This window comes from Xanthomonas sp. BRIP62415 (assembly GCF_003993515.1).
In the GTDB taxonomy this organism is placed as follows: Bacteria; Pseudomonadota; Gammaproteobacteria; order Xanthomonadales; family Xanthomonadaceae; genus Xanthomonas; species Xanthomonas euroxanthea.
Genome location: NZ_QEZH01000023.1, coordinates 200076 through 224167 on the forward strand (window position 1 = coordinate 200076; position 24092 = coordinate 224167).

Sequence of the window (24092 nt, forward strand, 5' to 3'; positions counted from 1 at the left end):
AGGTCCGGCAAACGGATGCAGGCGCATCTGGCCGCACTCAGTCATCGGCAGCCGCCCCTGGCCCTGCATCGGCGGCATCTGCCGTAGTGCCGTCCGCATAGGGCGAGACACCCCCGTCGGCGATGAAGCGGTCGATGCGCGCTTCCAGCACCGGCAGCGGCACCGAACCGGTCTGCAGCACCGCATCGTGGAAATGGCGCAGGTCGAATTTTTCGCCCAGGGCGGCTTCGGCCTTGCGCCGCAGTTCCAGGATCTTCAGCTCGCCCAGGTAGTAGGACAACGCCTGCCCCGGCCAGGCGATGTAGCGATCGACCTCGGTGGTGACTTCATGCTCGCTCAGGGCGGTGTTGTCGCGCAGGTAGGCCTGCGCCTGCGCGCGCGTCCAGCCCTGGTGGTGGATGCCGGTGTCGATCACCAGGCGGCAGGCGCGCCACATCTGGTAGGTGAGATAGCCGAAGCGGTCATAGGGCGTGTCGTACATGCCCATTTCCTGGCCCAGGTACTCCGAATACAGGGCCCAGCCTTCGCCATAGGCAGAGATGTAGGCGTAGCGGCGAAACTCCGGCAGCCCCTGCGCTTCTGCCGCCAGCGGCATCTGCAGCGCGTGGCCGGGCGAGGACTCGTGCAGCGTCAGTGCGGTCAGGTTGTACAGCGGCCGCGACGGCAGGTTGTAGGTGTTGACCAGATAGATGCCGGGCCCACCGCGCCCGCCGGTGTAGAACGGCGCCAGCTCCGGCGGTACCGGCTCGATCGCGAAGCGTCGGCGCGGCAGCCGGCCGATGTAATCGCCCACCTTGGCGTCCACGCGCTTGGCGATCCAGGCGGCCTGCTTGAGCAACTGTTCCGGCGTCTTGGCATAGAACTGCGGGTCGCTGCGCAGGAACTGCAGGAAGGCCGGAAACACCGCCTGCCCGGCCGGTGCCTTGAAGCCGCTGGCGGCGATGGTCTGATCCATCTGCGTGCGCAGCTTGGCCACTTCCTGCAGACCGATCTGGTGGATCTGCTCGGGGCTGAGATCGAGCGTGGTGAACTCGCGGATCTGCGCGCGGTAGTACGCCTGCCCATCCGGCAGGGCTTCGCCGGCCAGCGTGGTGCGCGCGCGCGGCTGATATTCGTTGCGGATGAAGTCCAGCAGCTTGGCGTAAGCGGGCAGCACCTGCGTATCGATGGTGTTGACCGCCTGCTGCCGCAATTGCGCCTGCACGTCGGCAGGCAGCGTCGCCGGCATCTGCTTGAACGGTGCGTAGAACGGATTGGCCTCGCCCTTTGCCTGCACCACGTCGGCGATGGACTGATCGCGCCCGGTCAGGGTCACCCGGGGCTGGCTGAAACCGCGCGCCAGGCCGGCACGCATGTTGTCGGTGTGCTCGGCTAAATAGCGCGGGATATCGGCCAGCATCTTCAGAAAGCGCTGGTACTCCTCGCGCGTGCGCAGCTTGGCTTCGGCGCTGAAGCCCAGGTCGCTCCAGAACGCCGAGTCGCTGTTGAACGGCATTTCCCAGGCGCGAAAATGCTGCTGGTCCAGCAGCACCAGCAGCTGCTGCCGGTACACCTGGTAGCTCACCTGATCTTCGGCCGGCAACTGCGCTGCCGGAATCGCATCCAGCTCCTTCAACGTCTGTTGCCAGTAGGCAGTGCGCAGTTTTTGCGTGGCCACATCGACCTTGGGCAGATGGTCGGACTGCCTGTCCTGCGTGGCCTGGTTGTCTTCATCCACCGCGCCAGACAGCTGCGCCTGGCGCCAGCGCCATTCGCGCGTGTACAGCGCCTTGAAGCGTGCCGCTGCACTGTCCTGCGTGCTTGCTGCGGGTGCAGGTGCTGCGGCCTGTGCCTGCATTGCGGCGCCGCCCAGGCTGGCAGCAATCAGCACACCCAATGCGCTCGCGCGCCAGACGGTGATGGTGTTCATCCGCGTGCCTCCGGCGCCGCCTTGGCCTGCGCGATCCACTGGCGCACGCGCTGCTGCAGCATCGCCAGCGGCATGGCGCCGCCGCCGAGCACCGCATCGTGGAAGGCGCGCACATCGAAGCGGTCGCCGAGTTCTTTTTCCGCCTCCGCACGCAGCGCAAGAATCTGCAGCTGCCCCAGTTTGTAACCCAGGGCCTGGCCCGGCCAGACGATATAGCGATCGGTTTCGGACTGGATGCTGGGCTCGTCGTCGGACGGATGCGCGTGGAAGAAATCCACCATCTGCTGGCGGTTCCAGCGCTTGTAATGCACGCCGGTATCGAGCACCAGGCGATTGGCGCGCAACAGCTCGCCCGACAGCCGGCCGTAGTCGTTATAGGGGTCCTTGAAGAAGCCGATCTCCTTGCCCAGGCGCTCGGCATACAGCGCCCAGCCTTCGATATAGGCGTTGTAGCCGGCCTGCTGGCGGAACGGCGGCAATGGCAGCGTCTGCGCAAGCGAGATCTGCAGGTGATGGCCCGGCACGCCCTCGTGATAGGCGGTGGTTTCGATATTGACCAGGGTGCGGCTGGCGAAGTCGCTGGTGTTGACCTTCACGATCGCCGGCTTGGTGCCTTCCGGATTGCTTTGCCAGTATTCGGCGCCGGGCGCGCTGCGCCGGAATGCGGGCATCGCCTGTACCTCCAGCGCGGTCTTGGGCAAGTGGCCGAACAGCTTGGGCAGCTCCGGCTGCATCGCGGCGATGTAATCGCGGTACTGCTGCAGGATCTGCTCGCCGGAACTGGCGAAGTGGCGCTTGTCGGTGTCCACCGCCTTGCGGAAGCTGGCCAGGTCGGCAAAGCCCTGCGCCTTGGCGATCACCGTCATCTCGCCTTCGATGCGCGCCACTTCCTTCAGGCCGATCTGATGGATCTGCTCCGGCGCCATGTCGGTGGTGGTCTGGGTATGGATGGCATAGCGATAGCGGCGTTCGCCATCGGGCAGCGACCACAGCCCTTCCTGCGCGCGCCCTTGCGCGGCGTATTCGTCGCGCACGAACGCGGCCAGCTTGGCGTAGGCCGGGCGCACCTGCTGCGCGATCGCGGCCAGCAACTGCGTGCGCAGCGCAGCGCGCTGCTCGGCCGGCACCGCGGCATCGAGCTTTTTCAGCGGCGAGGCGAACGGGCTCTGCTCGCCGGTCAGCGCAGCGATCTTGTCGATCTGCTCGGGCAGGCGCTCCAGCAGATACCGCGGCTGCACCAGGCCGTCCTTCGCGCCCTGGCGCGACACCGCGATCACCTGGTCGATCACCGTCGGAATCGTCTGCAGGCGCTTGATGTAGTCCTGATAATCCTTGGCGTTCTCGAACGGAAACGCATCGCCGTAACCGGCCAGCCCCAGCTGGATGCCGCCGATCGGCTCCAGCGGCATCGCGTAGGTCTTCAGGTCGATGCCTTCCAGCGTGTCACGCAGCTGGCCGAGCATCATCTGCAGGCTGAGCTGGCGCTGCTCGTCCAGCGTCTTGCTGTCGATCGCTTCGAATTGCGTGAGCAGCTCGGCGGTGGCGCTGCGTTCGGCCTGCACCGCTTGAAGCGAATAATCGCTCCAACGGTCGTTGTACCGCTTGTCGCCGATGATGCTGGCGAACTCGGGGTTGTGCTGCAGGTGGTATTGCCACTGCTTGTCCAGCAGCGCATCGAAGGCCTTGGCGGCCTGTTGGCCGGCCGGCGCGGCCGTGGCCGCAGCCGACGTTTCCGCGGCAGGCGGCGCCGGCTTGCAGGCAGTGAACAGGGCGGCGGCCAGCAGGCCGATGGCGACAGGACGCAGGTGGTTCATGCAGTGACTCCAGGATGCAATGGCGGCGGTAGGAGCGCGCCTGAGCGCGACGACTTTTATCGGAAATGCCCGTCGGGCTTTATCGGAAATACCCGTCGCGCCCGGGTGCGCTCCTACGCGTGCGTGGGCCTGTACAGGCTCATGCAAAGGGGTGGTCGATCGCCGGCGACGGCGGCGTAAACCACTGCGCGCCGGCATCGGTGACATGAAAATGGTCTTCCAGACGCACGCCGAACGCGCCGGGCACCACGATCATCGGCTCGTTGCTGGCGCACATGCCCGGCTGCAGCGGCTGCGCATTGCCGCGCACCAGATACGGCGCTTCGTGGATCGCCAGCCCGCAGCCGTGACCGGTGCGATGCGGCAGGCCGGGCAAGCGGTAGTCCGGGCCCAGCCCTGCCGCCTCCAGCACGCTGCGCGCCGCCTGGTCCACTGCTTCGCACGCAACAGCCGGGCGGATCGCTGCAAATGCCGCCGCCTGCGCTGCCTGTTCCAGGTCCCAGATGCGCCGTTGCGCGTCACTGGGCGTGCCGTAGATCCAGGTGCGGGTGATGTCGGAGTGGTAGCCCTGCACGGTGCAGCCGGTGTCGATCAGCACCAGCTCGCCGGCGCGCAGGTGCTGCACGCCGGGAATGCCATGCGGGAATGCGGTGGCATGGCCGAACTGCACGATGCAGAAGCTCGAGCCGTTGTCCGCGCCCAGCGCGCGATGCGCCTCGTCGATGAAGCGCACCAGCTGGTCGGTGCCGATGCCTTCCTGCGCGATGCCGGCAGCCAGCCGCTGCACCAGCAGGGTCATGTCGCATGCCTGCTGCATCAGTGCCAGCTCGGCCGGCGACTTGCACATCCGGCAGCCATCGATGATGGCCCCGGCATCGCGGATGGCCGTGCCCAGGTGCGCGCGCAGGCCGGTGTGCACGGCAAAGGCGATGCCCGGATCCAGCGCCAGTGCATGCGCATGGCGGCCGTCCATCGCCTGCACCACCAGCGCGTACGGGTCCTCGTGTTCTTCCCACAGATACTTGGCGACCGGAACCTGCAGTACCGCATCCAGCGAGCCTTCCTCGAACGAGGGGCAGATCAGCACCGGGTCGCCGTCCAGCGTGAGCAGCAGCGCGACCAGCCGCTCGCTCGCACCCCACGGCACGCCGGTGAAATAACGCAGCGAGGTGCCGGCGCCGATCAACAGCGCATCCACGCCGTGCACGCGCATCAGGCGGCGCGCGCGTTCGATGCGCTGTGCGTATTCGCCCACGGCGATCGGCGCGGCGCGTTGCGTCCACGGCGCCAGTTGCGCGCGCGCCTGCTCCAGCGACAGCCCGCCGATCTGGCCGCTCATGTGCCCGCTCCAAGATCGGCGGTGCTCCACTGCCCATCGACCAGGCGCGCCACCCCGCCTGGATTGCGCTGGCGCAGTTCGGCCGGCAGCAACGCGTCCGGCACCGCGTCGTAGCTGTGCAAGGCGGCAAAGCGGCGGATGGAGCCGGGCATGCCCACCGCGGTGAAGCCCGGATGCCCGGTGCTGGGGAATGGCCCGCCGTGATTCTGCGCCGCACTCACCGCCACGCCGGTCGGCATCTTGCTGTTGATCAACCGCCCCACCCGCGCCCGCAGCACCGGGGCGATGGCCTGCCAGGCCGCATCGTCGCTGCCATCGGCTGCACGATACAAGGTGCCGGTGAGGTTGCCTTCGAATGCCACGGCAAGCTGCGTCATCTGCGCGAGGTCGCGCGCACGCACCAGCAGGCTCACCGGGCCGAAGGCCTCGGTCTGCAGCGCATGCGGATTGGCGAGGAACGCCTGGCCATCCACGCTCAGCAAAGTCGGCGCGTAGCGATAGCCGTCTTCGCCAGTATGTCCACCGGCCAACAGCGCGGCACCGGCAGCGCGCAGGGCCGCCACACCGCGTTGCACGCCTTCCACCCCGGAGTTGGAGAACAGCACCATCGGCAGGGCGGCCTCGAAATGCGCCGTGGTCGCGGCCACGAAGGCATCGCCGGCTTCGCCCTGCGGCACCACCACCACCCCGGGATTGGTGCAGAACTGGCCGCTGCCCAGGGTGCAGGAGGAGAAGAATTCCTGCGCCAGCGCGGCACCGCGTTCGGCCAGAGCGCCCGGCAGCAGGAACACCGGGTTGACGCTGGACAGCTCGGCATAGAACGGCACGCCGGCCGCATCGGCGGCGGCCTTCAGCGCCAGCCCGCCGGCACGGCTACCGGTGAAGCCGATCGCCCCCAGCCGCGCATCGCCGGCCAGTCGCAGGCCGGTCGCGTTGTCGACGTGATACAGCAACTGCACCGCCGCAGCCGGCAGGCCCGCCGCGAGCAATGCCGTGTGCGCGAGCTGCGCCATGCGCTGGCTGGTGGCCGGATGCAGCGGATGCGCCTTGGCGATCACCGGGTTGCGCGCGGCAATGGCCGAGGCGAAATCGCTGCCGGCAATCGCATTGAAGGCGAACGGGAAATTGTTCGGGCCAAACACCACCACCGGCTTGCCCAACGGCGCCAGATGCGAACGCAGATCGGCAGCGGTGTCGATGATGGGCTGGGTCCAGCTGTAGCTGCGCACCGCCTGCGCGGCCTGTCGCAACTGCCCGCTGGTGCGGGGCAGCTCGTTGCCGCGCAAGCGCGTGGGTGCCGGCAGTGCGGTTTCTGCATGGGCAAGCGCCACCAGGGTGTCGGCATCGGCATCCAGCGCGTCGGCGTAGGCGTCCAGGAATGCGGCGATCCTTTCGACCGGCGCCGCCGCAAGCTCTGCTGCAACCGCTTGCGCTGCCGCAATCGCGGTTTCGACATCCTCCGCACCGCTGACCGGAAACTGCGGCCCGATCGCCTCGCCCGTGGCCGGGTCGGCGGCACGGAAGCTGCCGGTGGCGGCGCGGCTAGGTTGCCACCGGCCGGCCAGCAATACCTCGGCCTCCTGGATGGTGGTGGATTGGAGCGTCTCGTTCATTGCGGCACCTTCGGTTGCATGAGGACGGACGCTGCACGCCATGCGGCAGCGGCCGACCAAAAAACGCCGAGGATGCCATGTTGATGCGACACCCTCGGCGACCCGCGTCTCGCTACACCGGCCTCCCCATGCGCGCATGACTCCGTGCGCGTCGCGTATCCAGGGACGTGCGGCGAGACCTCATCGTCAGGACAGTGTGGGCGCAGTGGCGATGGCGTGATCGATGACCTTGAGCGCGGCCTCGCGCTCGGCACCGTCGACCACCAGCCGCGGGGCGCGCACGCGCTCGCTGCCCAGGCCCACCTTTTCCTGCACCAGTTTGATCAACTGCACGAACTTGGGCACGGTATCCAGGCGCAGCAGCGGCAGGAACCAGTCGTAGAGTTCCTTGGCCGCCGGGTAGCCGCCATCGCGCGCGAGTTCGAACAGGCGCACCGATTCCTTCGGGTAGGCGTTGACCAGCCCGGCGATCCAGCCCTTGGCGCCCATGCTCAGGCCTTCGACGATGGCATCGTCCATGCCGACCAGCAGCGCCAGGCGGTCGCCCAGCAATTCCTGCAGCGCGGCGAAGCGGCGCACATCGCCCGAGGACTCCTTCACTGCCTGCAGGTTGGGGAATTCGGCGGCCAGCTCGGCAATCTGCGCCGGGCCGAAGTCGGTCTTGTAGGCCACCGGGTTGTTGTACAGGATCACCGGCAGGTCGGTGGCGGCGATCACCGCGCGCACATGCGCGCCCATTTCGCGCCAGTCGGTGGAGTAGACGTAGGGCGGCAACACCATCAGCCCGCCGCAACCGAGCTCCTTGGCCGCCTTGGCCAGCGCCACCGCCTCACCGGTGGCCAGGCTGGCAATGCCCGGCACCACCGGCACGCGGCCGTTCAATGCGCTGATCAGTGTCTTGAGCACGGCGATCTTGTCCTCCACGCTCAAGGTGGCCGCTTCGCCCAGCGAACCCAGCGGCACGATCGCGGTGCAGCCGGCGTCCACCAGTTGATTGGCGTGCTTGCCCAGGAAGGCGTGGTCGATCTCGCCGGAGGCGGTGAACGGGGTGGTGATGGCCGGCAACACGCCGTGCCAGAACGCAGCAATACTCATGGATGATTCCCTTGCGAGTCGGAAGTGAACGGGTCGGCCAGCGCCGCGAGGCGGACCGGGAACAACGGCGGCCGGCGGCCGGCGTCGGTGGAAAGCGCGGGCGGGCAGCGCCCCAGTTCGGCCAGCGCGGTGCCGCAGACGCGGCCCTGGCAGGCGCCCATGCCGCAGCGCGAGGCCAGCTTGGCATCGCGTGCATCGTCGAAGTTGTCCAGCGCAGCCAGCGGCACGTCTTCGCAGCGGCATACCAGCGTGTCGGGCCGGGCCAGCGTGCGGATGCGTGGATCGAGAGCGAATTGCTGTTGCACTAATTCGGCAAACGCACGCGCGGCACGCCGCCGCGGCTGCAGCCGCAGCGCGGCGTCCGGTGCGTCGGCAGCCATATGCCCGGCCATCGCACCTTCGACCAGCGCGCAATCGCGCCCGCCGATGCCGCAGGCTTCGCCCGCCGCGAACACCTGGGGCACGCTGGTGCGCAGCAGCGCATCCACCTGCACCTGTTGATGCGCGCCGCATGCGTCCAGCCGGCAGCCGAGCAGCTGTGCAAGCTCGGTGTTCGGCACCAGGCCATAGCCCACCGCCAAGTGATCGCAGGCGATACGGACGCGACCGGCAGGGCCTTCGATGTCGATCTCGCGCAGTTGCGTGTCGCCGTGCGCGGCAACCACGATGCTGCCGGCGCGATAGGCCACCGCGCGCAATTGCAGGCGCAACGCCACCGCCTGCGCCGCCTTGCCCGGCCAGCGCCACAGCTGCAGCGCAAACTGCCGCAACGCGGCTGCCGACGTCTGTTCGTGAATACCGAGCACCCGTGCGCCATGCCGTTGCAGCGTGGCCGCACTGGCCAGCAGCAGCGGGCCGCTGCCGGCGACGACCACGCGCGTGCCGGCCAGCGGCCAGCCCTGTTTGGCCAGCGCCTGCGCCGCGCCGGCGCCGGTCACGCCGGGCAAGGTCCAGCCGGGGAACGGCAGCAGCAGTTCGCGTGCGCCGGTGGCCAGTACCAGGGCGGCGTAATGCAGCTGCAGGGAACCGTCCGGGCCATCGGCCAACAGCCAGCCCGGCTGCGCCAGCAGGATCTGCGTGCGCGTCAGCAGCGTGATCGACGCAGCGCCCTGCACCTGCTGCAACAGCGTGCGCGCATCGGCGGGCGCGCCATGCAGCAGGTCGCTGCGCCACACCTGCCCGCCGGCACGCGGCTGCATGTCGACCACGCCCACGCGCATGCCATGACTGGCCGCGGCCTGCGCCGCCGCCAGGCCGGCCGGGCCGGCGCCGATCACCAGCACATCGAAATGCTGCACGCGCTCAGCCATCGGTGCGTACCTGCATGCCGTCGCGCGCATCCACCAGGCAGGCACGTTGCTGGCCGATGCCGTCGATGCGCACCCGGCATTCGAAACACACGCCCATGCCGCACAACGGCGCGCGCGGCTGGCCGCTGCACGATTGCCGGAACTGCAGCGTCGCCAGCGCCACCGCCGCGGCCACGCTGGCGCCGGCCGGCACTTCGACCGCTTGCGCGTCCACGTGCAGGCGCACCGTCGCGCTCATGCGGCGGCACCGTGCACGGCGCGCGCCGGTGCGTACGGGCTCGGGTCGATGGCTGGCGTGCGCCCGAGCAGGCTGTCCACGATCACCCGGGCGCTCCCCAGCGCCGTGGTGACGCCCAGCCCCTCGTGACCAGCGGCCACCCAGACATCGCGCCGCCCGGGCATCGCCCCGAGATACGGGCGCCCGTCCGGGGTCGCCGGGCGCAGCCCGGTCCACACCCGGATCGCCTGCAACTCGCGCAGCACCGGCAGGTACGCGAAGGCGCGCTGCAGCATCTGCTGCAGCACCGGCAGCGACAGCGCGCGGTCGTGCTCGCCGAACTGGCGCGAGGAACCGATCAGGATCTGCCCGGTCGGCCGCGGCTGTACATTGAACGCCACGCTGGTGGCGTCGGCGCCATGCGCCGAATCGGCATAGCCCAGCTCCAGCAACTGATGCCGGATCAGCCCCGGATGCCGGTCGGTGATGACCAGATGGCCCTTGCGCGGGCGCAGCGCCAGCTCGGGCAACAGCTGCGGCAAGGCCACGCCGCTGGCGACCAGTACCGGCCCTGCCAACAGCTGGCCATCGTCCAGACGCACCCCCTGCGCCTGCAACTGCTCCACCCTGCGGCCGGCAAACAGCTGCGCGCCGGCCTTGCAGGCCAGGCTCACCAGATGCCGCGCCACCCGCGGCGGATACACCACGGCCTCGCCGGGCACGCGCATGCCGCCGGCCAGGCCCGGCACCAGGTGCGGCTCCAGCGCATACAACTGGCTGGCATCGATGGCATCGGCCTGCAGACCGGCCGCCGCCAGCCGCGCGATCTTGGCCGGCACCGCCGCCAATTCACGCGCATCGCGCGCCACCCACAGCGTGCCGCAGCGGCTGAACTCGGCTTCGCTTAGTTGTGCGAACCGCTCCCACAGCCGCAGCGAGTACGCCGACAACGCCAGCTCGGCCGGGTCGTCGTCCATCGCCACCAGGTGCCCCATCGCCGCGGCGGTGGAACCGCCGCCGATCGGCCCCGGCTCGACGATCGCCACCCGCAGCCCTTCGCCGGCCGCCGCCTCGGCGCAGGCCGCCCCGACGATGCCCGCGCCCACCACGATCAGGTCGTAACTGCGTCGCGTACCGGCAGCGGCCGGCACGTTGCGGGTGTCGGTGGCTGGCGCATCCGCGGCGGCCAGCGACGCATCGGGCAAGCGGGCGGCCGCGGCAGACGCTGCGCCGGCGTGTCCCTCCTGCGCGCGCAGCTGCTCGTCCATCAGGCCACGATGCCCCAGGCGAACGGGTCGGCCGGGTCGATCAGCAGCTGCGTGCGTGCGGTGATGTAGGCCTGCCCGCTGATGCGTGGCGCAATGCCACGCCCGCTGAGGCGATAGCTGCCTTCGAAGGCGCTGCCCAGGATGCCTTGCTGCACCCAGCGCTCGCCTTCGGCCAGCTTGCCGTCGGCGGCCAGGCAGGCCAGCTTGGCGCTGGTGCCGGTACCGCACGGCGAGCGGTCGTAGGCCAGGCCCGGGCACAGCACGAAGTTGCGCGCCACGCCGCTGCCGTCGGGTGCGGCGCCGTTGACTTCGATGTGGTCGATCTCGCCACCGGCCTCGCCGGTGATGCCGGCCGCTTCCAGCGCCAGCCGGATCGCCTCGGTGTAGGCGGTCAGTTCGCGCTGATGCGCCAGCTCCAGCGCACACGGCGCCTGCCCGGTGATGAAGAACCAGTTGCCGCCCCAGGCCACATCGCCGCGTACCGGCCCGTGACCGGGCACGTCCACCTCCACGTCGGTCGCGACGCGATAGCTGTCGACATTGTCCACCGACACCGTGCCGTCTTCGGCCAGTTCCACGCCCACCGTGCCGACCGGCGTCTCGATGCGGTGCCGGCCCGGCGCGATGCGCCCCAGCTCGGCCAGCGTGCGCACCACCCCGATGGTGCCGTGCCCGCACATGCCCAGGTAGCCGACGTTGTTGAAGAAGATCACCCCGGTGCAGGCGCCGGGGTCGCGGGCCGGCAGCAGCAAGGCGCCGACCATGGTGTCCGAGCCGCGCGGTTCGCAGGCGATCGCGCTGCGCCACGGGTCGAAATCACGGCGAAACCGCTCGCGGCATTGCGCCAGATCGCCATCGCCCAGGTCGGGGAAGCCGGAGAGGACCACGCGGGTGGGTTCGCCGGCCGTATGGGAGTCGATGACGTCGATCGTGTGCATGGCTCATGCTCCCACTGCCGGCTGGCAGGCGACTAGCGTCCAATGCGAGTTGCAAATGCGGAAATCCGCACAATCGACAAGCCGATTCACGGCCCCGCGTTTGCGCTAGGATCCATACAGGGCCGCGCCTTTCGTGCAGCCGTCAATCGTGACCTCCACCATGACGCCGATGGACCTCAACCTTCCCGCGCTGGAAATGCAGACGCTGTTCGATGCGCTGCCGGACGTGGTGTTCTTCATCAAGGACAGCGAGGGCCGCTACACCCATTGCAACCTGACGCTGGTGCGCCGGCTCGGACGCAAACTGCGCAGCGACATCATCGGCAGCTCGCCGCTGGAAGTGTTCCCGCTGCCGCTGGGCGGCAGCTACATGATGCAGGACCGCCGCGTGCTGTGTGGCGAGCTCATCGACAACCAGTTGGAGGTGCATCTGTATCCCAACCGCCTGCCCGGCTGGTGCCTGACCTTCAAGCGCCCGCTTTGCGAGGCCAATGAGGTGATCGGCGTGGTCGGCATTTCGCGCGACCTGGGCCAGCCCGACAGCCGGCACTCGGCGTACGAGCGCCTGAGCCAGGTGATGGATCACATGCAGGCCAACTTCGGCGACAACCTGCGCGTGCAGAGCCTGGCCGACCTGGCCGGCCTGTCGGTGGCGCAGCTGGAGCGGCATTTCCGCCGCGTCTTCCAGGTGACCCCGCAGCAATTGCTGACCAAGCTGCGTATCGAATCGGCGATGCGGCTGCTGTACGGCGACGACAGCATCGCCAGCATCGGGCAACGTTGCGGCTTTGCCGACCAGAGCGCGTTCGCGCGTCAGTTCAAGGCAACCGTCGGCATGACCCCGCGCGATTACCGTGCGCTCAAGGGCCAGCTGTAGGCACGCAGACACGCGCCGGCACATCGCTGCCACAAATGCCGAATTCGGCAGCATCGACGGTGCTGTGGCAATGCGGTTTGCCTGGGTGGTTGCGGCGCTGTCGCAGCGCGCATGGCAGTGCCGGCCAAGGCCGCGCTGAAGGGCGCGTCAAGGCGAACCAGGACCCGGATGATAGAATTTCGGGTTTCCCCTACTGCGTTGCCAATGGCCAGCTTTTTCCGCCGTAACAAGCCAACCACGCCCGACAGCGCGCGTACCTCGCGCTATAGCCTGGAAGAACTGGCAGCCGCATTCCCCACCGCGCCCTCCGCTGCCACCCCGGCGTCGCCGGTCGAGGCAATGCCCACTGCCGAACCCGGCGCGGCGGCAACGACGGCATCGCCTGCGCCTGCCGCACCCGTTAGCAGCGAACCGGTAGCGCCAACGCCGGCCGCAACGCCGCCCGCCGCCGCACCGGCCGAACAGCATGCGCAGGACATCGCCGCGCGGGCCGGTCAGGCGCAGAGCGTTGCCGCAGTCCCCAGCGCACCCACACCGCCGGCAACACCAGCGCCTTCGGCCCTGCAGGCGCTGCCCGATCCGATGCCCGCTGCCACGCCCAGCCCCACCACGGCAGTGGTGGTGCCGCCGGTAGTCGTACAGCCACAGAGCGCGCCCCTGCCACCGGCAGCTACGCCGGCACCGACGCCGTCGCAACATGCCACGCCCGCAGTCGCACCGCCGACCGGCGTGCCCGCTGCCACGCCCGCCGTCGTTGCGCCTGCCGCCACACCCGCTGCGCCCGCAGCGACGCCGGTCGTCGCCCCGCCGCCCGCGGCCGCCCCCATTGTGGTCGCCCCGGCCGTGATCAGCGCCCCAGTGCCGGCCAGTTCCGACAACGACAGCATCGTCGGCCAGCGCGATGCGCTACCGGCCGCCCCGGCCGGCAAACCGGGCTGGCGCGATCGCCTGCGCAACAGCAGCTTCGCGCGCAGTTTCGGCGGTCTGTTCTCGCGCAACCCCAAGCTCGACGACGACCTGCTCGACGAGATCGAAACCGCGCTGATCACCGCCGACGTCGGCATCGGTGCCACCACCGCCCTGGTCGAAGGACTGCGCAAGCGCATGAAGTCGCGCGAGTTCGTCGATGCGCAGGCGATGTTCAAGGCCTTGCGCGCCGATCTCATCGCGCTGCTGCAGCCGGTTTCCAAGCCGCTGGTCATCGACCGCGCGGCCAAGCCCTTCGTGGTGCTCACCGTCGGCGTCAACGGTGTCGGCAAGACCACCACCATCGGCAAGCTGGCCAAGCGCTTCAAGGACGACGGCAACAGCCTGATGCTGGCGGCCGGCGACACCTTCCGCGCCGCCGCGGTGGCGCAGCTGCAGGCCTGGGGCGATCGCAACGGCGTGGCCGTGATCGCGCAGGGGCAAAACGCCGACGCCGCCTCGGTGGCGTTCGACGCCCTGCAGGCCGCCAAGGCGCGCGGCACCGAGGTCTTGATCGCCGACACCGCCGGCCGCCTGCATACCCAGACCGGGCTGATGAACGAGCTGGGCAAGATCCGCCGCGTGCTCGGCAAGATCGATGCCGCCGCGCCGCACGAAGTGCTGATGGTCATCGACGGCACCACCGGGCAGAACGCCATTTCGCAGCTGCGTCAGTTCCATGCCGCGGTCGGCGTCACCGGCCTGGTCGTGACCAAGCTCGATGGCACCGCCAAGGGCGGCGTGGTGTTCGCCCTGGCCCGCGAGTTCAATATCCCGATCCGCTTCGCCGGCATCGGCGAACGCCCGGAAGACCTGCGTGTGTTCGACCCGGTCGCCTTCGTCGACGCCCTGTTGCCGGAAGCCTTGGGCAGCTGAGTGGAACGCGCCTGCCCACATCTGCAGCCGCTATGCAGCCAGGCGCTGCAGGCAGGCTGCACGGTGTAGCAGGTGTCGGGCGACTGGTCGCGTGCCAGACGTGTACTGGAGTTTGCCCAATCCCTGCCGGCGGCGCAGCACAAGCAGGCCCGCGCCACTCCCGCGGCGGTCTACTACCATGCACCGGCCGCGCCGCACGGCCCTGGCGATGAAGGCGTTTTCTGCGAACAGTGCCTGGTCGGACTGGCCTTTCCGCTGCGCTGAGCGGCACCGTCGCAGCACACCCGCCGCCGGCCCGGCCCCGCCCTGAAGCCCTTGCCCTCCATCGCCAGCAGAGCCCATGCCAGCCGACCACGCCACTGCCACCGCTGACGCTTTCGTCGACCGCCTGCTGCACTGGTTCGACGGCCACGGCCGCCACGACCTGCCCTGGCAGCATCCACGTGCGCCGTACCGGGTGTGGCTGTCGGAAATCATGCTGCAGCAAACCCAGGTCGCGGTGGTCATTCCGTATTTCCAGAAGTTCGTCGCCCGCTTTCCGACCCTGGCCGATCTGGCCGCAGCCGACAACGACAGCGTGATGGCGCATTGGGCCGGGCTGGGCTACTACGCACGCGCACGCAATCTGCACGCGGCCGCCAGACAATGCCTGGCCCTGCACGGTGGCGAACTGCCACGCGATGTCGATGCCTTGCTCGCCTTGCCCGGCATCGGCCGCAGCACTGCGGGCGCGATCCTCAGCCAGGCCTGGAACGACCGCTTCGCGATCATGGACGGCAACGTCAAGCGCGTGCTGACGCGCTTCCACGGCATCGCCGGCTATCCCGGCCTGCCGGTGATCGAAAAACAGTTATGGCAACTGGCCACGACGCATGTGGCGCACGTGCCGGCCGGCCGCCTGGCCGACTACACGCAGGCGCAGATGGATCTCGGCGCCACGCTATGTACGCGCGCCAGACCGGCCTGCGTGCTGTGCCCGCTGCAGGACGCTTGCGCCGCGCGCCGCGATGGCCTGGTGGACGCACTGCCCACGCCCAAGCCCGGCAAGGCATTGCCCGAACGCGAAGCCACCGCCTTGCTGCTGGAAAACGCGGACAGGCAGATCCTGCTGCAGCGCCGCCCGCCAACCGGCATCTGGGCCTCGCTGTGGACGCTGCCGCAGGCCGAGACCGATGGCGGCATGCGCGCATGGTTCGCGGCACATATCGACGGCAACTACGACCGCGCCGACGAAATGCCGCTGATCGTGCACACCTTCAGCCATTACCGCCTGCATCTGCAGCCCTTGCGCATCCGCAAGGTCGCGCTGCGCCCGGTGGTACGCGACAATGACGATCTGCGCTGGGTCGCCCGCGCCGATCTCGCATCGCTGGGCTTGCCGGCGCCGATCCGCAAACTGCTCGACGCCCTCTAGGCGCGCACTCAAAGGAATCCGCATGTCCCGCACCGTGTTCTGCCAGTACCAGCAATGCGACACCGAAGGCCTGGACTTTGTGCCGTATCCCGGCGAGCTCGGCCAGCGCGTGTTCGCGCAGATCGGCAAGAGCGCATGGCAGGCGTGGCTGGCGCATCAGACCATGCTGATCAACGAGAACCGGCTCTCGCCACGCGACCCCAAGCACCGCGCGTTTCTCGAGGCCGAGTTGCAGAAGTTCCTGTTCGAGCGCAATGCCGACAAGCCCGACGGCTATGTCGCGCCGATGCGCGAAGAGTAAGCGCACCAGGATTCGCCGCCGCCCGCCAGCGACTGCGCTCGTGCCGGGCAGGCGCGGCCGGTGCATGGCGCCAGCGTGCATCGTGTGTGCCTTGCGGATCCTGCGCCGTTTACGCAAGCAGAAGGATTGCTCGCTACAACTGGTTGACCGTTCCTGAGCGGGATACGCCTGGCGCAGCGCATCCCTGGCAGCGCAGCGACACTGCACGATCGCCGACCAGCTGCAACCGACATCCGGGCATCGCAATGCCCGGATGCGCGCAGCTCAGCCGACGCCGGTGGGCCCATCCAGCAGCATGCGGATCCGCTTGAGCAGTTCCTTCTGCGTGTACGGCTTGTTGACCACGTCAAATTCCGCACCGCCGACGTCGGTGCGCTCGATGCTGGCATCGGCATAGCCGGTGGTCAGCAGGACCTTGACCCTGGGCAGCATGCGCCGCGCCTCGCGTGCCAGCACCACGCCATTCATGCCGCCGGGCATGATCAGATCGGTAAACACTGCGTCCACCTCCGGATGCTGTTCCAGCACCTCGACCGCCTCGCGGCCGCTGGATGCGGTCAGGATGCGGTAACCGGCATCTTCCAGGAACATCTGCGCCACCACCGCCACATCCGGCTTGTCTTCCACGATCAGGATGGTCTCGCTGCCGCCCTTGTCGATCGCGCGGCCCTTGGCTGCCTGCAGCTCGTTCTCGAACTCGCTGGAGGCGGGAAAGTACAGCCGCACCGTGGTGCCCTCGCCCACTTCGCTGGAAATGCGCACGGTGCCGCCGGATTGCTTGACGAAGCCGTACACCATCGACAGGCCCAGGCCTGTGCCCTGCCCTTCGTCCTTGGTGGTGAAGAACGGCTCCATGACCCGGCTGGCGACATCCGGCGGCATGCCCGAACCGGTATCGCTCACCGCAAGGCTCACATAACGGCCCGGTGCCAGCTGGTGATACATCGCCAGATCGTGGCTGGTGATTTCCACATTCTGCGTCTGCACCGTGACCTGCTTGCGCTCGACCTGCGCCATCGCATCGCGCGCGTTGATCAACACGTTCAACAACGCCACTTCGGCCTGCGTGGTATCGATCTGGCAATTCCATAACCGCTCGTCCAGCGACTGCTGCATGGTGATGCCGCCGCCCAGCACGCGCTCGGCCATGTTGTTCATGCCCGACACCAGGCCGTTGAGGTTCACCACCCGCCCGCGCAACTTCTGCTTGCGCGAAAACGCCAGCAGTTGCTGCGTGAGCGTGGCCGCCTTGGCGGCTGCGGCAGCCGCGTGCTCGGCACTGAAGGCGATGCGCTGCGCGTTGTCGCCGCCCTTGTTGGCCATCATCTGGATCACTTCCAGGTGGCCGGCCATCACCTGCAACAGATTGTTGAAATCGTGCGCAATGCCGCCGGTCAGCTGCCCCAGCGCTTCCATCTTCTGCGCCTGGCGCAAGGCGTCCTCGGCATCGCGGCGACGGCTCACATCCAGCTGCGAGCCGAAGAAATACACCAGACGGCCGCTCTCGTCGAACACTGGCGAGACGAACAGCGCATTCCAGAACGACGAACCGTCCTTGCGGTAATTCAGCACTTCGGTGGCGAATTCGCGCCGGTTTTCGATCGATTCGCGGACATCGTCGATGCTGGAGCGGTCGGTCTCCGGCCCCTGCAGGAAGCGGCAGTTGTTGCCGATGATCTCCTCTGCCGAATACCCGGTCATTTCCAGGAATGCGCGGTTGGCGAACACGATCGGATTGTCCGGCAGATGCGGGTCGGTCACCGTCATCGGCATCCGCGTGGTCTCCACCGCCGCAAAGAAGATATCCGAGCGATGTTTCTCGACCGGAAGACTGCGTGATTCGCCGATGTGAGGCGCCCGTGGCTCTCCGTACCCAGGATCGTTCAAGTGCATGTTCTCCGCGGGGCCATTCCCGTGGCGACAGTCTAGTTGGGGCCGGTGAGCTGATCCCTCACATCCATGAGCCTTTCCCGTACGGCCGCGCCCGCCGATGCAACCCAACCCGCCTGACGCAGCACGTGCCGATGCGGCGCCTGCGTTGACACCACGTCGATGCCCACCGCACCGGCGGCCATCAGCCCCGTGCCCGCATCGCCGGCACATCCAGCCATGGTCCGTGCACGGCCCGGTCAACCAGCGAAACACGATGGCGCGCAGGCACGCGCGCAGCTGTGAGCCATTGCCTGCGCCGTCGCTTGCCGAAAGCAGGTTAATGCTGCCGCGACAGGCCGTCCGTGGCAGGCAGGCGCATCGGCGGTTTTGCCGTAGCATGCGCAGGCAGCAAGCAGCTCCTGCGCTTCATTCGGCCGTTCTGGCGCCGTTGCGCGCGTCCTTCCAGCCAGCGCAGGTTCTGGCGACCATGCGATGCCACCATGCCGGGCTACCAGACCCAGATTCACGAATTGACCTTCGGGCAACTGACCTACGTCATCCGCGCACTTGCCGATAAGCAGCAATACGCCGATCCGGACGAGAGTGCGTCCGATGCAGGCATCTCTTCGGCGCAATGGAGCCTGTTTGGACAGGTCTGGCCTGCGGGTCGACTGCTGGCCGAAGCGATGGCCACGCGCCCGATCGATGGCAAGCGCATTCTCGAACTCGGTTGCGGCCTGGGGCTGGCCAGCCTGGTGTTGCGCAGGCGCGGCGCCGACGTGGTCGCCAGCGACCATCACCCGCTGGCCGAGGTGTTTCTGGCGTACAACGCTGCGCTCAACTCGCTGGACTCGGTGCCGTATCGCCGGCTCGACTGGGACGCCGGCGCGCTGAACATGGGCCAGTTCGACATGATCATCGCCAGCGACGTGCTCTACGAGAGCCGCCACGCCACCATGCTGGCCACCCTGATCCCCGCGTTGGCCAAGCCCTCGTGCGAGATCGTCATCAGCGACCCGGGCCGCGGCAATGCCAACGCGCTCTCCCGCATGCTGGCGGACATCGGGTTTTCGTTGGTCGCCGGCGAGCGCCAGGCTGCCGCCCAGGTGGCCAAGGCGCCGCGCCTGTTCGTCTACCGGCGCAACTTGGACAACTGGTGGCCGGCAGGCGGCTAAGCGGCCTGCCGCTTCACTCGACTGCAGGGTTATAGGCAGACAGGGCGATCGGCTTGCGCGGATCGGCCTTGATCTCCTTGTGCTCGCTCATGCGCAGCGCGTCGGCATCGGGCGAGTCGTCTGAATTCATCTCCCAGCCTTCCAGCACACGCTTGTGGAAGAACACCCCGCCACGCGCACGGTCATAGCGGAACGTGATGTAGTCGGTCCAATGCTGGCCGCAGGCCACGCCATTTTGCACGGTGAAGTAGGCGCCCTTGGCCACCAGGCCGTCTTCGCCATCCAGAAACGGATCGCACTGCCCGCCTTCGTCGGCCTTGAAGATCACCCGCGTATTGCGCCCGGCGATCGCAAAGCCGCCATCGGCGGTCGCCATCACGACCAGCAGGGTCCGCGCCGGCGCCGGGGCGCCATCTGCCTTGCGTGCATCTTCTGTGGCGGCGCGCAGGGCCACCACATAATCCGGCCGCCCATCTCCGCTCAGATCCGCCTCGGCAAGGCCGATGACCGTTTGCCCGGACGGCAGCAGCCTGGACGCAGCAGCAGGCAGCGTCGCTGCGCCGCACGGCGCAACGGCTGCCAGTGTCAGGGCCAACCACCAGTATCGCGTTGTCATTGCCGTTCCTTCATGTGCATGGGACGCCAGCATACGCGGCGATCCAGCTCTGCCGGCCGGTGATGCACTGCGTGAGATCGCGTCTGCATGGGCGATTGCAGCCCATTGCATCACACCGGCACTCAATCGCGTGTCCGCCGGTTCGATGATGCGAACACGTCTGCCGGCGCAGCGGCACAGGGACTGCCAATGCTCATCGGCGGCATCGCCAGCGGCAGCTTGCAAGCGCGCCGGCGCAGCCAGGGCGACAAGGTACCGAGCGCCGGCATCGCCGGTGTCCTTGCGCGGCCATGATCGATGCTCGCGTTTCCAGCGATGCGCCAGCGCGCGCAACTGTTGCGCGCCTCAACGGCGCAGGCACCGATCCGGCAAGGTGGATGCCGCGCTGCCGGCGCCGGACGTCAGCGGCGATATTCCTTCGGGTCCAGAAACTCGGCCAGGCAGGAGCCCACACGCAGCGCCTGCTCGCGCGCATCACCGCGGTATTCGCCCTGCCCCGCACCTTCGATCGTGGCGATCGGCGAGGCGCGGTCGCGGTGATACACGAACGCCGTCGACGACCACTGCGTCTGTCCAGGGGCCTGACTTTCCATCGTTTCCACGCGGAACTCACCGCAGTACCCGTGAATCAACGTGCGTCGAAGTGTTTTGTGCGTCATGCGCGGAAGTATCGCCACGTGCAGTTGAAGACGACGTGGAAAAAACCGCCGCGCCCCGGCCGCTCGCGAGCAAATGCAGTCCTTCCTTTTACTCCCCCGGCGCACGCTGCCGGGCCTCCTTGAGGACGCAACCGGCAGCGCCCGGACGCTGGCGTGACAGCGCAGAGCGACACGGCAATTCGTCCAGCCGCATGCGACAGGTCTGCCGGCAGACGCAGCACATCCACCTGCAGCAATCGCTGCAACGTGGCATCAATAAAAACGGGAGAAGATTGCACATCCGGCGATTGCCGGGAAGCCTTGCGAACGAAGGCTTGGAAATGGTGGCCGAGGACGGAATCGAACCGCCGACACGGGGATTTTCAATCCCCTGCTCTACCAACTGAGCTACTCGGCCACTATCGCAACATGCTGCCTGCGTTGCGAGGACGCGCATCATAGCGAGCAGCCGCAGTTTGGGCAAGCCTTGCGATGAACTTTGTTGCGGGCCGGCGCGACGCCTGTGCTTTCCTGCACCGGTTCACGCCGCGCGGCGGGCGGCGTGGCCTAGCCTGCGCAGATCCGGAGGAGATTGTCATGCGCCTGCCCCGCCTGCTGTTGTCGTTCGCCTTGCTGCTGCCGCTGGCGGCCGCCGCCCAACTGCCGGTACGCGCGGTGCCGCAACTGGACATCTCCCGCTACGCGGGCCAGTGGCACGAGATCGCGCATCTTCCGGTGTCGTTCCAGAACAAGTGCCGCAGCGACATCACCGCCAGCTACACCTTGCGCGACGATGGCCTGATCGGCGTGCGCAACGGCTGCCGCACCGCCGATGGCGAGCTGGCCCAGGCCGACGGGGTGGCGCGCCCGGTCGCTGGCCAGCCCGGGCAGCTGCAGGTGCGCTTTGCCCCGGAATGGTTGAGCTGGTTGCCGCTGGTGTGGGCCGACTACTGGGTGATCGCCCTCGACCCGGACTATCAATGGGCCATGGTCGGCGAGCCGGATCGCAACTATCTCTGGATCCTGTCGCGCTCGCCGCAGATGCCGCGCGCGCAGTTCGAACAACTCAAGGCCCGGGCCGCGCAGATGGGCTACGACCTGTCGCCGCTGATCGTGGCTGCGTCGCTGCCCTGACTCCGGTGGCAGGCCCACCGCGCGCCGCGCATCACACGCCGCATTGCACGCGCGCCGGCAGCAAGGCAGCAACCGTACTGCGTAGTATTCTTGGCGCCGCCTCATCCCGCCAAGGACTTCAGTACATGCGTCGCGCCTCCCGTCTCCTGATCGTCTCGCTGGCCTGCGGCCTGCTGCTGAGCGCCTGCGGCGGTGCGGTACGCCGCGTGTCCGAGCCGGCTGCCAGCATCCAGCAATTGACCGTGCGTGCCGATGGCTCCTGGTCGGTCGATCTGCGGCTGCAGAACTACAGCAGCATCCCGATGCAGTTCGAGCGCGTGGCGCTGGAGATTTCCGCCGGCGATCAGGTCGCCGGCAAGCTCGACCAGACCGTCGGCATCTCGATCGGCCCGGAAACCGCCGACGTGGTGACCGTCAACGTGCAGCCAACCTCGCTGGGCCGCATCACCGTCGCCGACGTGCTGGCCGGTGGCCGCTCGCTGCCTTACGCGCTCAAGGGCACGGTATGGGCGACGCCGCAGGACAAGAAGCAGCGCGATTTCAGCGTCGAGTCGCGCAACACGCTCAGCCCGGCGCCCGGCCTCAACGGCGTGCTGCGCTGACGCGCACGCCTTCCCGCACTCGTTTGAAGGATCCCGCATGAGCAGCTACACCGCCCCGCTGACCGATTTCCGCTTCGCCCTGCACGATGTGCTCGGCGCGCAGGCCCTGTTTGCCCGGCTCGGCTATGCCGACGCCAGCACCGACATCATCGATGCCGTGCTCGAAGAGGCCGGCCGCTTCACCGCGCAGGTGCTGGCGCCGCTCAACAGCATCGGCGACGAAATCGGCTGCGCCTTCGACAAGAGCACCCACGCGGTGACCACCCCACCCGGCTTCCGCGCCGCCTACGACCAGTTCGTTGGCGCCGGCTGGAACGGGCTGACCGCCGAGACGCAATTCGGCGGCCAGGGCATGCCGCACACGCTGGGCGTGCCGTTGAGCGAAATGATCAACGCCGCCAACCTGGCCTGGGGCAACTTCCCGCTGCTCTCGCATGGCGCGATGGAAGCGCTGCGCCAGCACGGCGAAACCTGGCAGCAGGACGTCTTCCTCAAGCCGCTGATCGACGGCCGCTGGACCGGCACCATGTGCCTGACCGAGCCGCATTGCGGCACCGACCTGGGCCTGCTCAAGACCCGCGCCGAGCCCAACGCCGACGGCAGCTACGCCATCACCGGCACCAAGATCTTCATCACCGCCGGCGAGCACGATCTCACCGACAACATCGTGCATCTGGTGCTGGCCAAATTGCCGGACGCACCGGCCGGCGCCAAGGGCATCTCGCTGTTCGTCACCCCCAAGTTCAAGGTGGACCGCGACGGCAACGTGGGCGAACGCAATGCGCTGCACTGCGGTTCGATCGAGCACAAGATGGGCATCAAGGGCTCGGTGACCTGCGTGATGAACTTCGAAGGCGCGCAGGGCTACCTGGTCGGCCAGCCGCACAAGGGCCTGCAGGCGATGTTTACGATGATGAACACTGCGCGCCTGAGCGTCGGCCTGCAGGGCATCGGCCTGTCCGAGCGGGCCTACCAGAACGCGCTGCGCTATACCCGCGAACGTCTGCAGTCGCGCGCGCTCAGCGGCGCCCGGTTTCCCGACAAACCGGCCGACCCGATCATCGTGCACCCGGACGTGCGCCGCATGCTGCTGACCATCAAGTCGCTGACCGAAGGCAGCCGCCTGCTGGCGCTGCATGCCGCCAGCCTGGTCGACGTGGCGCACCGCGGCGCCAGCGAGCAGGAACGCGCCGATGCCGAGACCCTGGTGAGCTTCCTCACCCCGATCTCCAAGGCCTGCCAGACCGAGTGGTCGATCGAGAACACCTACCACGCGCTGCAGTGCTTCGGCGGCCATGGCTACATCCGCGAATACGGCATGGAGCAGCTGGCCCGCGATGCACGCATCACCACCATCTACGAAGGCACCACCGGCATCCAGGCGCTGGATCTGATCGGCCGCAAGACCGCTGCCAGCCAGGCGGCCGGATTGAAGCTGTTCCTGGCCGATGTGGAGAGCTTTGCCAATGCACAGGAAGGCAACGCAGCGCTGGCCGAGTTCATCAAGCCGCTGCGCGACAAGTGCAGCGAGTGGGCGATGCTGACCCGCGACGTGCTCGATCGCGCCGCGCGCAATCCGGACGAACTCGGTGCCGCCAGCTACGACTACCTGTTCTATTCCGGCTACGTGGTGCTGGCGTACTGGTGGGCACGCAGCGTGGCCGCGGCCGATGCCTCCGCGCACAGCGAGGACTTCAAACGCGCCAAGCGCGAAACCGCACGCTTCTACTTCGCCCGCGTGTTGCCACGCACGCTGGCCCATGCCGCCACCATCCGCAGCGGCGCCGCCCCGCTGATGACGCTGGAAGCGGAGCTGTTCGGCGAAGCCTGAGCAAGCGCCCTCCTCGCGGCGGGCTGCCGCCGTCGTAGCAGCGGGCCTGGCCGCGACGGCGCATTACCGATCGGCGAACGTCGCGCCCGGGTGCGCTCCTACGGCAACCTCACAGGATTCCACCGCTGTCGTAGGAGCGGACCTGGCCGCGACGGGCATTACCGATCAGCGAACCTCGCGCCCGGGTGCGCTCCTACGGCAACCTCGCAGGATTCACCGCTGTCGTAGGAGCAGACCTGGCCGCGACGGGCATCACTGATCGGCGAAACCTCGCGCCCGGGTGCGCT

The 24092-nt window shown here is 68.2% G+C and carries 21 protein-coding genes and 1 tRNA gene; 9 read left to right on the forward strand and 13 right to left on the reverse strand.

The features are described 5' to 3' along the window. Positions 1–37: 37 nt before the first annotated feature. From EO141_RS08490 to EO141_RS08530, 9 genes are all read right to left on the reverse strand, one after another. Complete coding sequence (locus tag EO141_RS08490; protein WP_164739123.1) at positions 38–1909, reverse strand: DUF885 family protein; 1872 nt, start codon at positions 1907–1909, stop codon at positions 38–40. After that, complete coding sequence (locus tag EO141_RS08495) at positions 1906–3723, reverse strand: DUF885 family protein (RefSeq protein WP_164739124.1); 1818 nt, start codon at positions 3721–3723, stop codon at positions 1906–1908. Before EO141_RS08495 ends, EO141_RS08490 begins: the two co-directional genes overlap by 4 nt. A gap of 139 nt (positions 3724–3862) precedes the next feature. Continuing rightward, positions 3863–5062 carry a Xaa-Pro peptidase family protein gene (locus tag EO141_RS08500; protein ID WP_127168968.1) on the reverse strand — a complete coding sequence of 400 codons (1200 nt, stop codon included), beginning with the start codon at positions 5060–5062 and terminating at the stop codon, positions 3863–3865. Beyond that, positions 5059–6675: an aldehyde dehydrogenase family protein gene (locus EO141_RS08505; protein WP_127168969.1), complete on the reverse strand. Its 1617-nt coding sequence runs from the start codon at positions 6673–6675 to the stop codon at positions 5059–5061. The genes EO141_RS08500 and EO141_RS08505 overlap by 4 nt, the downstream gene beginning before the upstream one ends. A gap of 186 nt (positions 6676–6861) precedes the next feature. Then, positions 6862–7770, reverse strand: a complete 909-nt coding sequence (locus EO141_RS08510; protein ID WP_104582093.1) for a dihydrodipicolinate synthase family protein — start codon at positions 7768–7770, stop codon at positions 6862–6864. Beyond that, on the reverse strand, positions 7767–9080 hold the full coding sequence (locus tag EO141_RS08515; protein ID WP_127168970.1) for an FAD/NAD(P)-binding oxidoreductase: 1314 nt from the start codon (positions 9078–9080) through the stop codon (positions 7767–7769). The genes EO141_RS08510 and EO141_RS08515 overlap by 4 nt, the downstream gene beginning before the upstream one ends. Then, entirely contained in the window at positions 9073–9318 is a 246-nt protein-coding gene (locus tag EO141_RS08520) for a 2Fe-2S iron-sulfur cluster-binding protein (protein WP_006451839.1), read from the reverse strand. The genes EO141_RS08515 and EO141_RS08520 overlap by 8 nt, the downstream gene beginning before the upstream one ends. Beyond that, positions 9315–10565 (reverse strand): FAD-dependent oxidoreductase, encoded by a 1251-nt coding sequence (locus EO141_RS08525; protein ID WP_127168971.1) that lies wholly within the window; start codon positions 10563–10565, stop codon positions 9315–9317. Before EO141_RS08525 ends, EO141_RS08520 begins: the two co-directional genes overlap by 4 nt. Then, complete coding sequence (locus tag EO141_RS08530; RefSeq protein ID WP_126945655.1) at positions 10565–11503, reverse strand: proline racemase family protein; 939 nt, start codon at positions 11501–11503, stop codon at positions 10565–10567. The genes EO141_RS08525 and EO141_RS08530 overlap by 1 nt, the downstream gene beginning before the upstream one ends. A 160-nt stretch (positions 11504–11663) precedes the next feature. On the opposite strand from EO141_RS08530, the gene EO141_RS08535 reads away from it, so the two are divergent. The 5 genes from EO141_RS08535 to EO141_RS08555 all read left to right on the forward strand — a co-directional run bounded on the left by EO141_RS08535 (position 11664) and on the right by EO141_RS08555 (position 15937). After that, complete coding sequence (locus EO141_RS08535) at positions 11664–12380, forward strand: AraC family transcriptional regulator (protein WP_104582088.1); 717 nt, start codon at positions 11664–11666, stop codon at positions 12378–12380. A gap of 204 nt (positions 12381–12584) precedes the next feature. Next, a complete protein-coding gene (ftsY, locus tag EO141_RS08540; RefSeq protein WP_164739125.1) occupies positions 12585–14222 on the forward strand; it encodes a signal recognition particle-docking protein FtsY in 1638 nt (545 codons plus the stop codon). Between the two features lie 72 nt (positions 14223–14294). Next, positions 14295–14486, forward strand: a complete 192-nt coding sequence (locus EO141_RS08545) for a hypothetical protein (RefSeq protein ID WP_241236639.1) — start codon at positions 14295–14297, stop codon at positions 14484–14486. Positions 14487–14562: 76 nt separating this feature from the next. After that, the gene (mutY, locus tag EO141_RS08550) at positions 14563–15636 is read left to right on the forward strand and encodes an A/G-specific adenine glycosylase (protein ID WP_127168972.1); all 1074 of its coding nucleotides are present in this window, start codon (positions 14563–14565) and stop codon (positions 15634–15636) included. A gap of 22 nt (positions 15637–15658) precedes the next feature. Then, a complete protein-coding gene (locus EO141_RS08555; RefSeq protein ID WP_104647961.1) occupies positions 15659–15937 on the forward strand; it encodes an oxidative damage protection protein in 279 nt (92 codons plus the stop codon). 264 nt (positions 15938–16201) lie between these two features. On the opposite strand, the gene EO141_RS08560 is transcribed toward EO141_RS08555, so the two are convergent. Continuing rightward, positions 16202–17824 (reverse strand): hybrid sensor histidine kinase/response regulator, encoded by a 1623-nt coding sequence (locus EO141_RS08560; RefSeq protein WP_104648251.1) that lies wholly within the window; start codon positions 17822–17824, stop codon positions 16202–16204. A 485-nt stretch (positions 17825–18309) separates the two neighbouring features. On the opposite strand from EO141_RS08560, the gene EO141_RS08565 reads away from it, so the two are divergent. Next, positions 18310–18984, forward strand: a complete 675-nt coding sequence (locus EO141_RS08565) for a methyltransferase domain-containing protein (RefSeq protein WP_127168973.1) — start codon at positions 18310–18312, stop codon at positions 18982–18984. A gap of 13 nt (positions 18985–18997) precedes the next feature. Here the strand turns inward: EO141_RS08565 and EO141_RS08570 are convergent, their stop codons facing one another. From EO141_RS08570 to EO141_RS08580, 3 genes are all read right to left on the reverse strand, one after another. Further along, positions 18998–19600: a hypothetical protein gene (locus EO141_RS08570; RefSeq protein WP_104647963.1), complete on the reverse strand. Its 603-nt coding sequence runs from the start codon at positions 19598–19600 to the stop codon at positions 18998–19000. 401 nt (positions 19601–20001) lie between these two features. After that, positions 20002–20259, reverse strand: coding sequence for a hypothetical protein (locus EO141_RS08575; protein ID WP_104582079.1), 258 nt, complete (start codon positions 20257–20259; stop codon positions 20002–20004). Positions 20260–20580: 321 nt separating this feature from the next. Continuing rightward, positions 20581–20656 (reverse strand) — tRNA-Phe (locus tag EO141_RS08580). 179 nt (positions 20657–20835) lie between these two features. Here EO141_RS08580 and EO141_RS08585 point away from each other — a divergent pair. From EO141_RS08585 to EO141_RS08595, 3 genes are all read left to right on the forward strand, one after another. Beyond that, on the forward strand, positions 20836–21372 hold the full coding sequence (locus EO141_RS08585) for a lipocalin family protein (protein WP_127168974.1): 537 nt from the start codon (positions 20836–20838) through the stop codon (positions 21370–21372). Between the two features lie 125 nt (positions 21373–21497). Then, entirely contained in the window at positions 21498–21974 is a 477-nt protein-coding gene (locus EO141_RS08590) for an LEA type 2 family protein (RefSeq protein ID WP_104647964.1), read from the forward strand. A gap of 37 nt (positions 21975–22011) precedes the next feature. Continuing rightward, on the forward strand, positions 22012–23805 hold the full coding sequence (locus EO141_RS08595; protein WP_104647965.1) for an acyl-CoA dehydrogenase C-terminal domain-containing protein: 1794 nt from the start codon (positions 22012–22014) through the stop codon (positions 23803–23805). The last annotated feature ends 287 nt before the right edge of the window (positions 23806–24092 follow it).

What these genes read in the sequence shown, in the direction of transcription:
- EO141_RS08490 (WP_164739123.1), bottom strand. Translation starts at nt 1,909, where the DNA reads ATGAACACCATCACCGTCTGGCGCGCGAGCGCATTGGGTGTGCTGATT.
- ftsY (WP_164739125.1), top strand. Translation starts at nt 12,585, where the DNA reads ATGGCCAGCTTTTTCCGCCGTAACAAGCCAACCACGCCCGACAGCGCG.
- EO141_RS08590 (WP_104647964.1), top strand. Translation starts at nt 21,498, where the DNA reads ATGCGTCGCGCCTCCCGTCTCCTGATCGTCTCGCTGGCCTGCGGCCTG.
- EO141_RS08565 (WP_127168973.1), top strand. Translation starts at nt 18,310, where the DNA reads ATGCCGGGCTACCAGACCCAGATTCACGAATTGACCTTCGGGCAACTG.
- EO141_RS08520 (WP_006451839.1), bottom strand. Translation starts at nt 9,318, where the DNA reads ATGAGCGCGACGGTGCGCCTGCACGTGGACGCGCAAGCGGTCGAAGTG.
- EO141_RS08505 (WP_127168969.1), bottom strand. Translation starts at nt 6,675, where the DNA reads ATGAACGAGACGCTCCAATCCACCACCATCCAGGAGGCCGAGGTATTG.
- EO141_RS08530 (WP_126945655.1), bottom strand. Translation starts at nt 11,503, where the DNA reads ATGCACACGATCGACGTCATCGACTCCCATACGGCCGGCGAACCCACC.
- EO141_RS08500 (WP_127168968.1), bottom strand. Translation starts at nt 5,062, where the DNA reads ATGAGCGGCCAGATCGGCGGGCTGTCGCTGGAGCAGGCGCGCGCGCAA.
- mutY (WP_127168972.1), top strand. Translation starts at nt 14,563, where the DNA reads ATGCCAGCCGACCACGCCACTGCCACCGCTGACGCTTTCGTCGACCGC.
- EO141_RS08555 (WP_104647961.1), top strand. Translation starts at nt 15,659, where the DNA reads ATGTCCCGCACCGTGTTCTGCCAGTACCAGCAATGCGACACCGAAGGC.
- EO141_RS08510 (WP_104582093.1), bottom strand. Translation starts at nt 7,770, where the DNA reads ATGAGTATTGCTGCGTTCTGGCACGGCGTGTTGCCGGCCATCACCACC.
- EO141_RS08595 (WP_104647965.1), top strand. Translation starts at nt 22,012, where the DNA reads ATGAGCAGCTACACCGCCCCGCTGACCGATTTCCGCTTCGCCCTGCAC.
- EO141_RS08525 (WP_127168971.1), bottom strand. Translation starts at nt 10,565, where the DNA reads ATGGACGAGCAGCTGCGCGCGCAGGAGGGACACGCCGGCGCAGCGTCT.
- EO141_RS08495 (WP_164739124.1), bottom strand. Translation starts at nt 3,723, where the DNA reads ATGAACCACCTGCGTCCTGTCGCCATCGGCCTGCTGGCCGCCGCCCTG.
- EO141_RS08570 (WP_104647963.1), bottom strand. Translation starts at nt 19,600, where the DNA reads ATGACAACGCGATACTGGTGGTTGGCCCTGACACTGGCAGCCGTTGCG.
- EO141_RS08585 (WP_127168974.1), top strand. Translation starts at nt 20,836, where the DNA reads ATGCGCCTGCCCCGCCTGCTGTTGTCGTTCGCCTTGCTGCTGCCGCTG.
- EO141_RS08575 (WP_104582079.1), bottom strand. Translation starts at nt 20,259, where the DNA reads ATGACGCACAAAACACTTCGACGCACGTTGATTCACGGGTACTGCGGT.
- EO141_RS08535 (WP_104582088.1), top strand. Translation starts at nt 11,664, where the DNA reads ATGACGCCGATGGACCTCAACCTTCCCGCGCTGGAAATGCAGACGCTG.
- EO141_RS08515 (WP_127168970.1), bottom strand. Translation starts at nt 9,080, where the DNA reads ATGGCTGAGCGCGTGCAGCATTTCGATGTGCTGGTGATCGGCGCCGGC.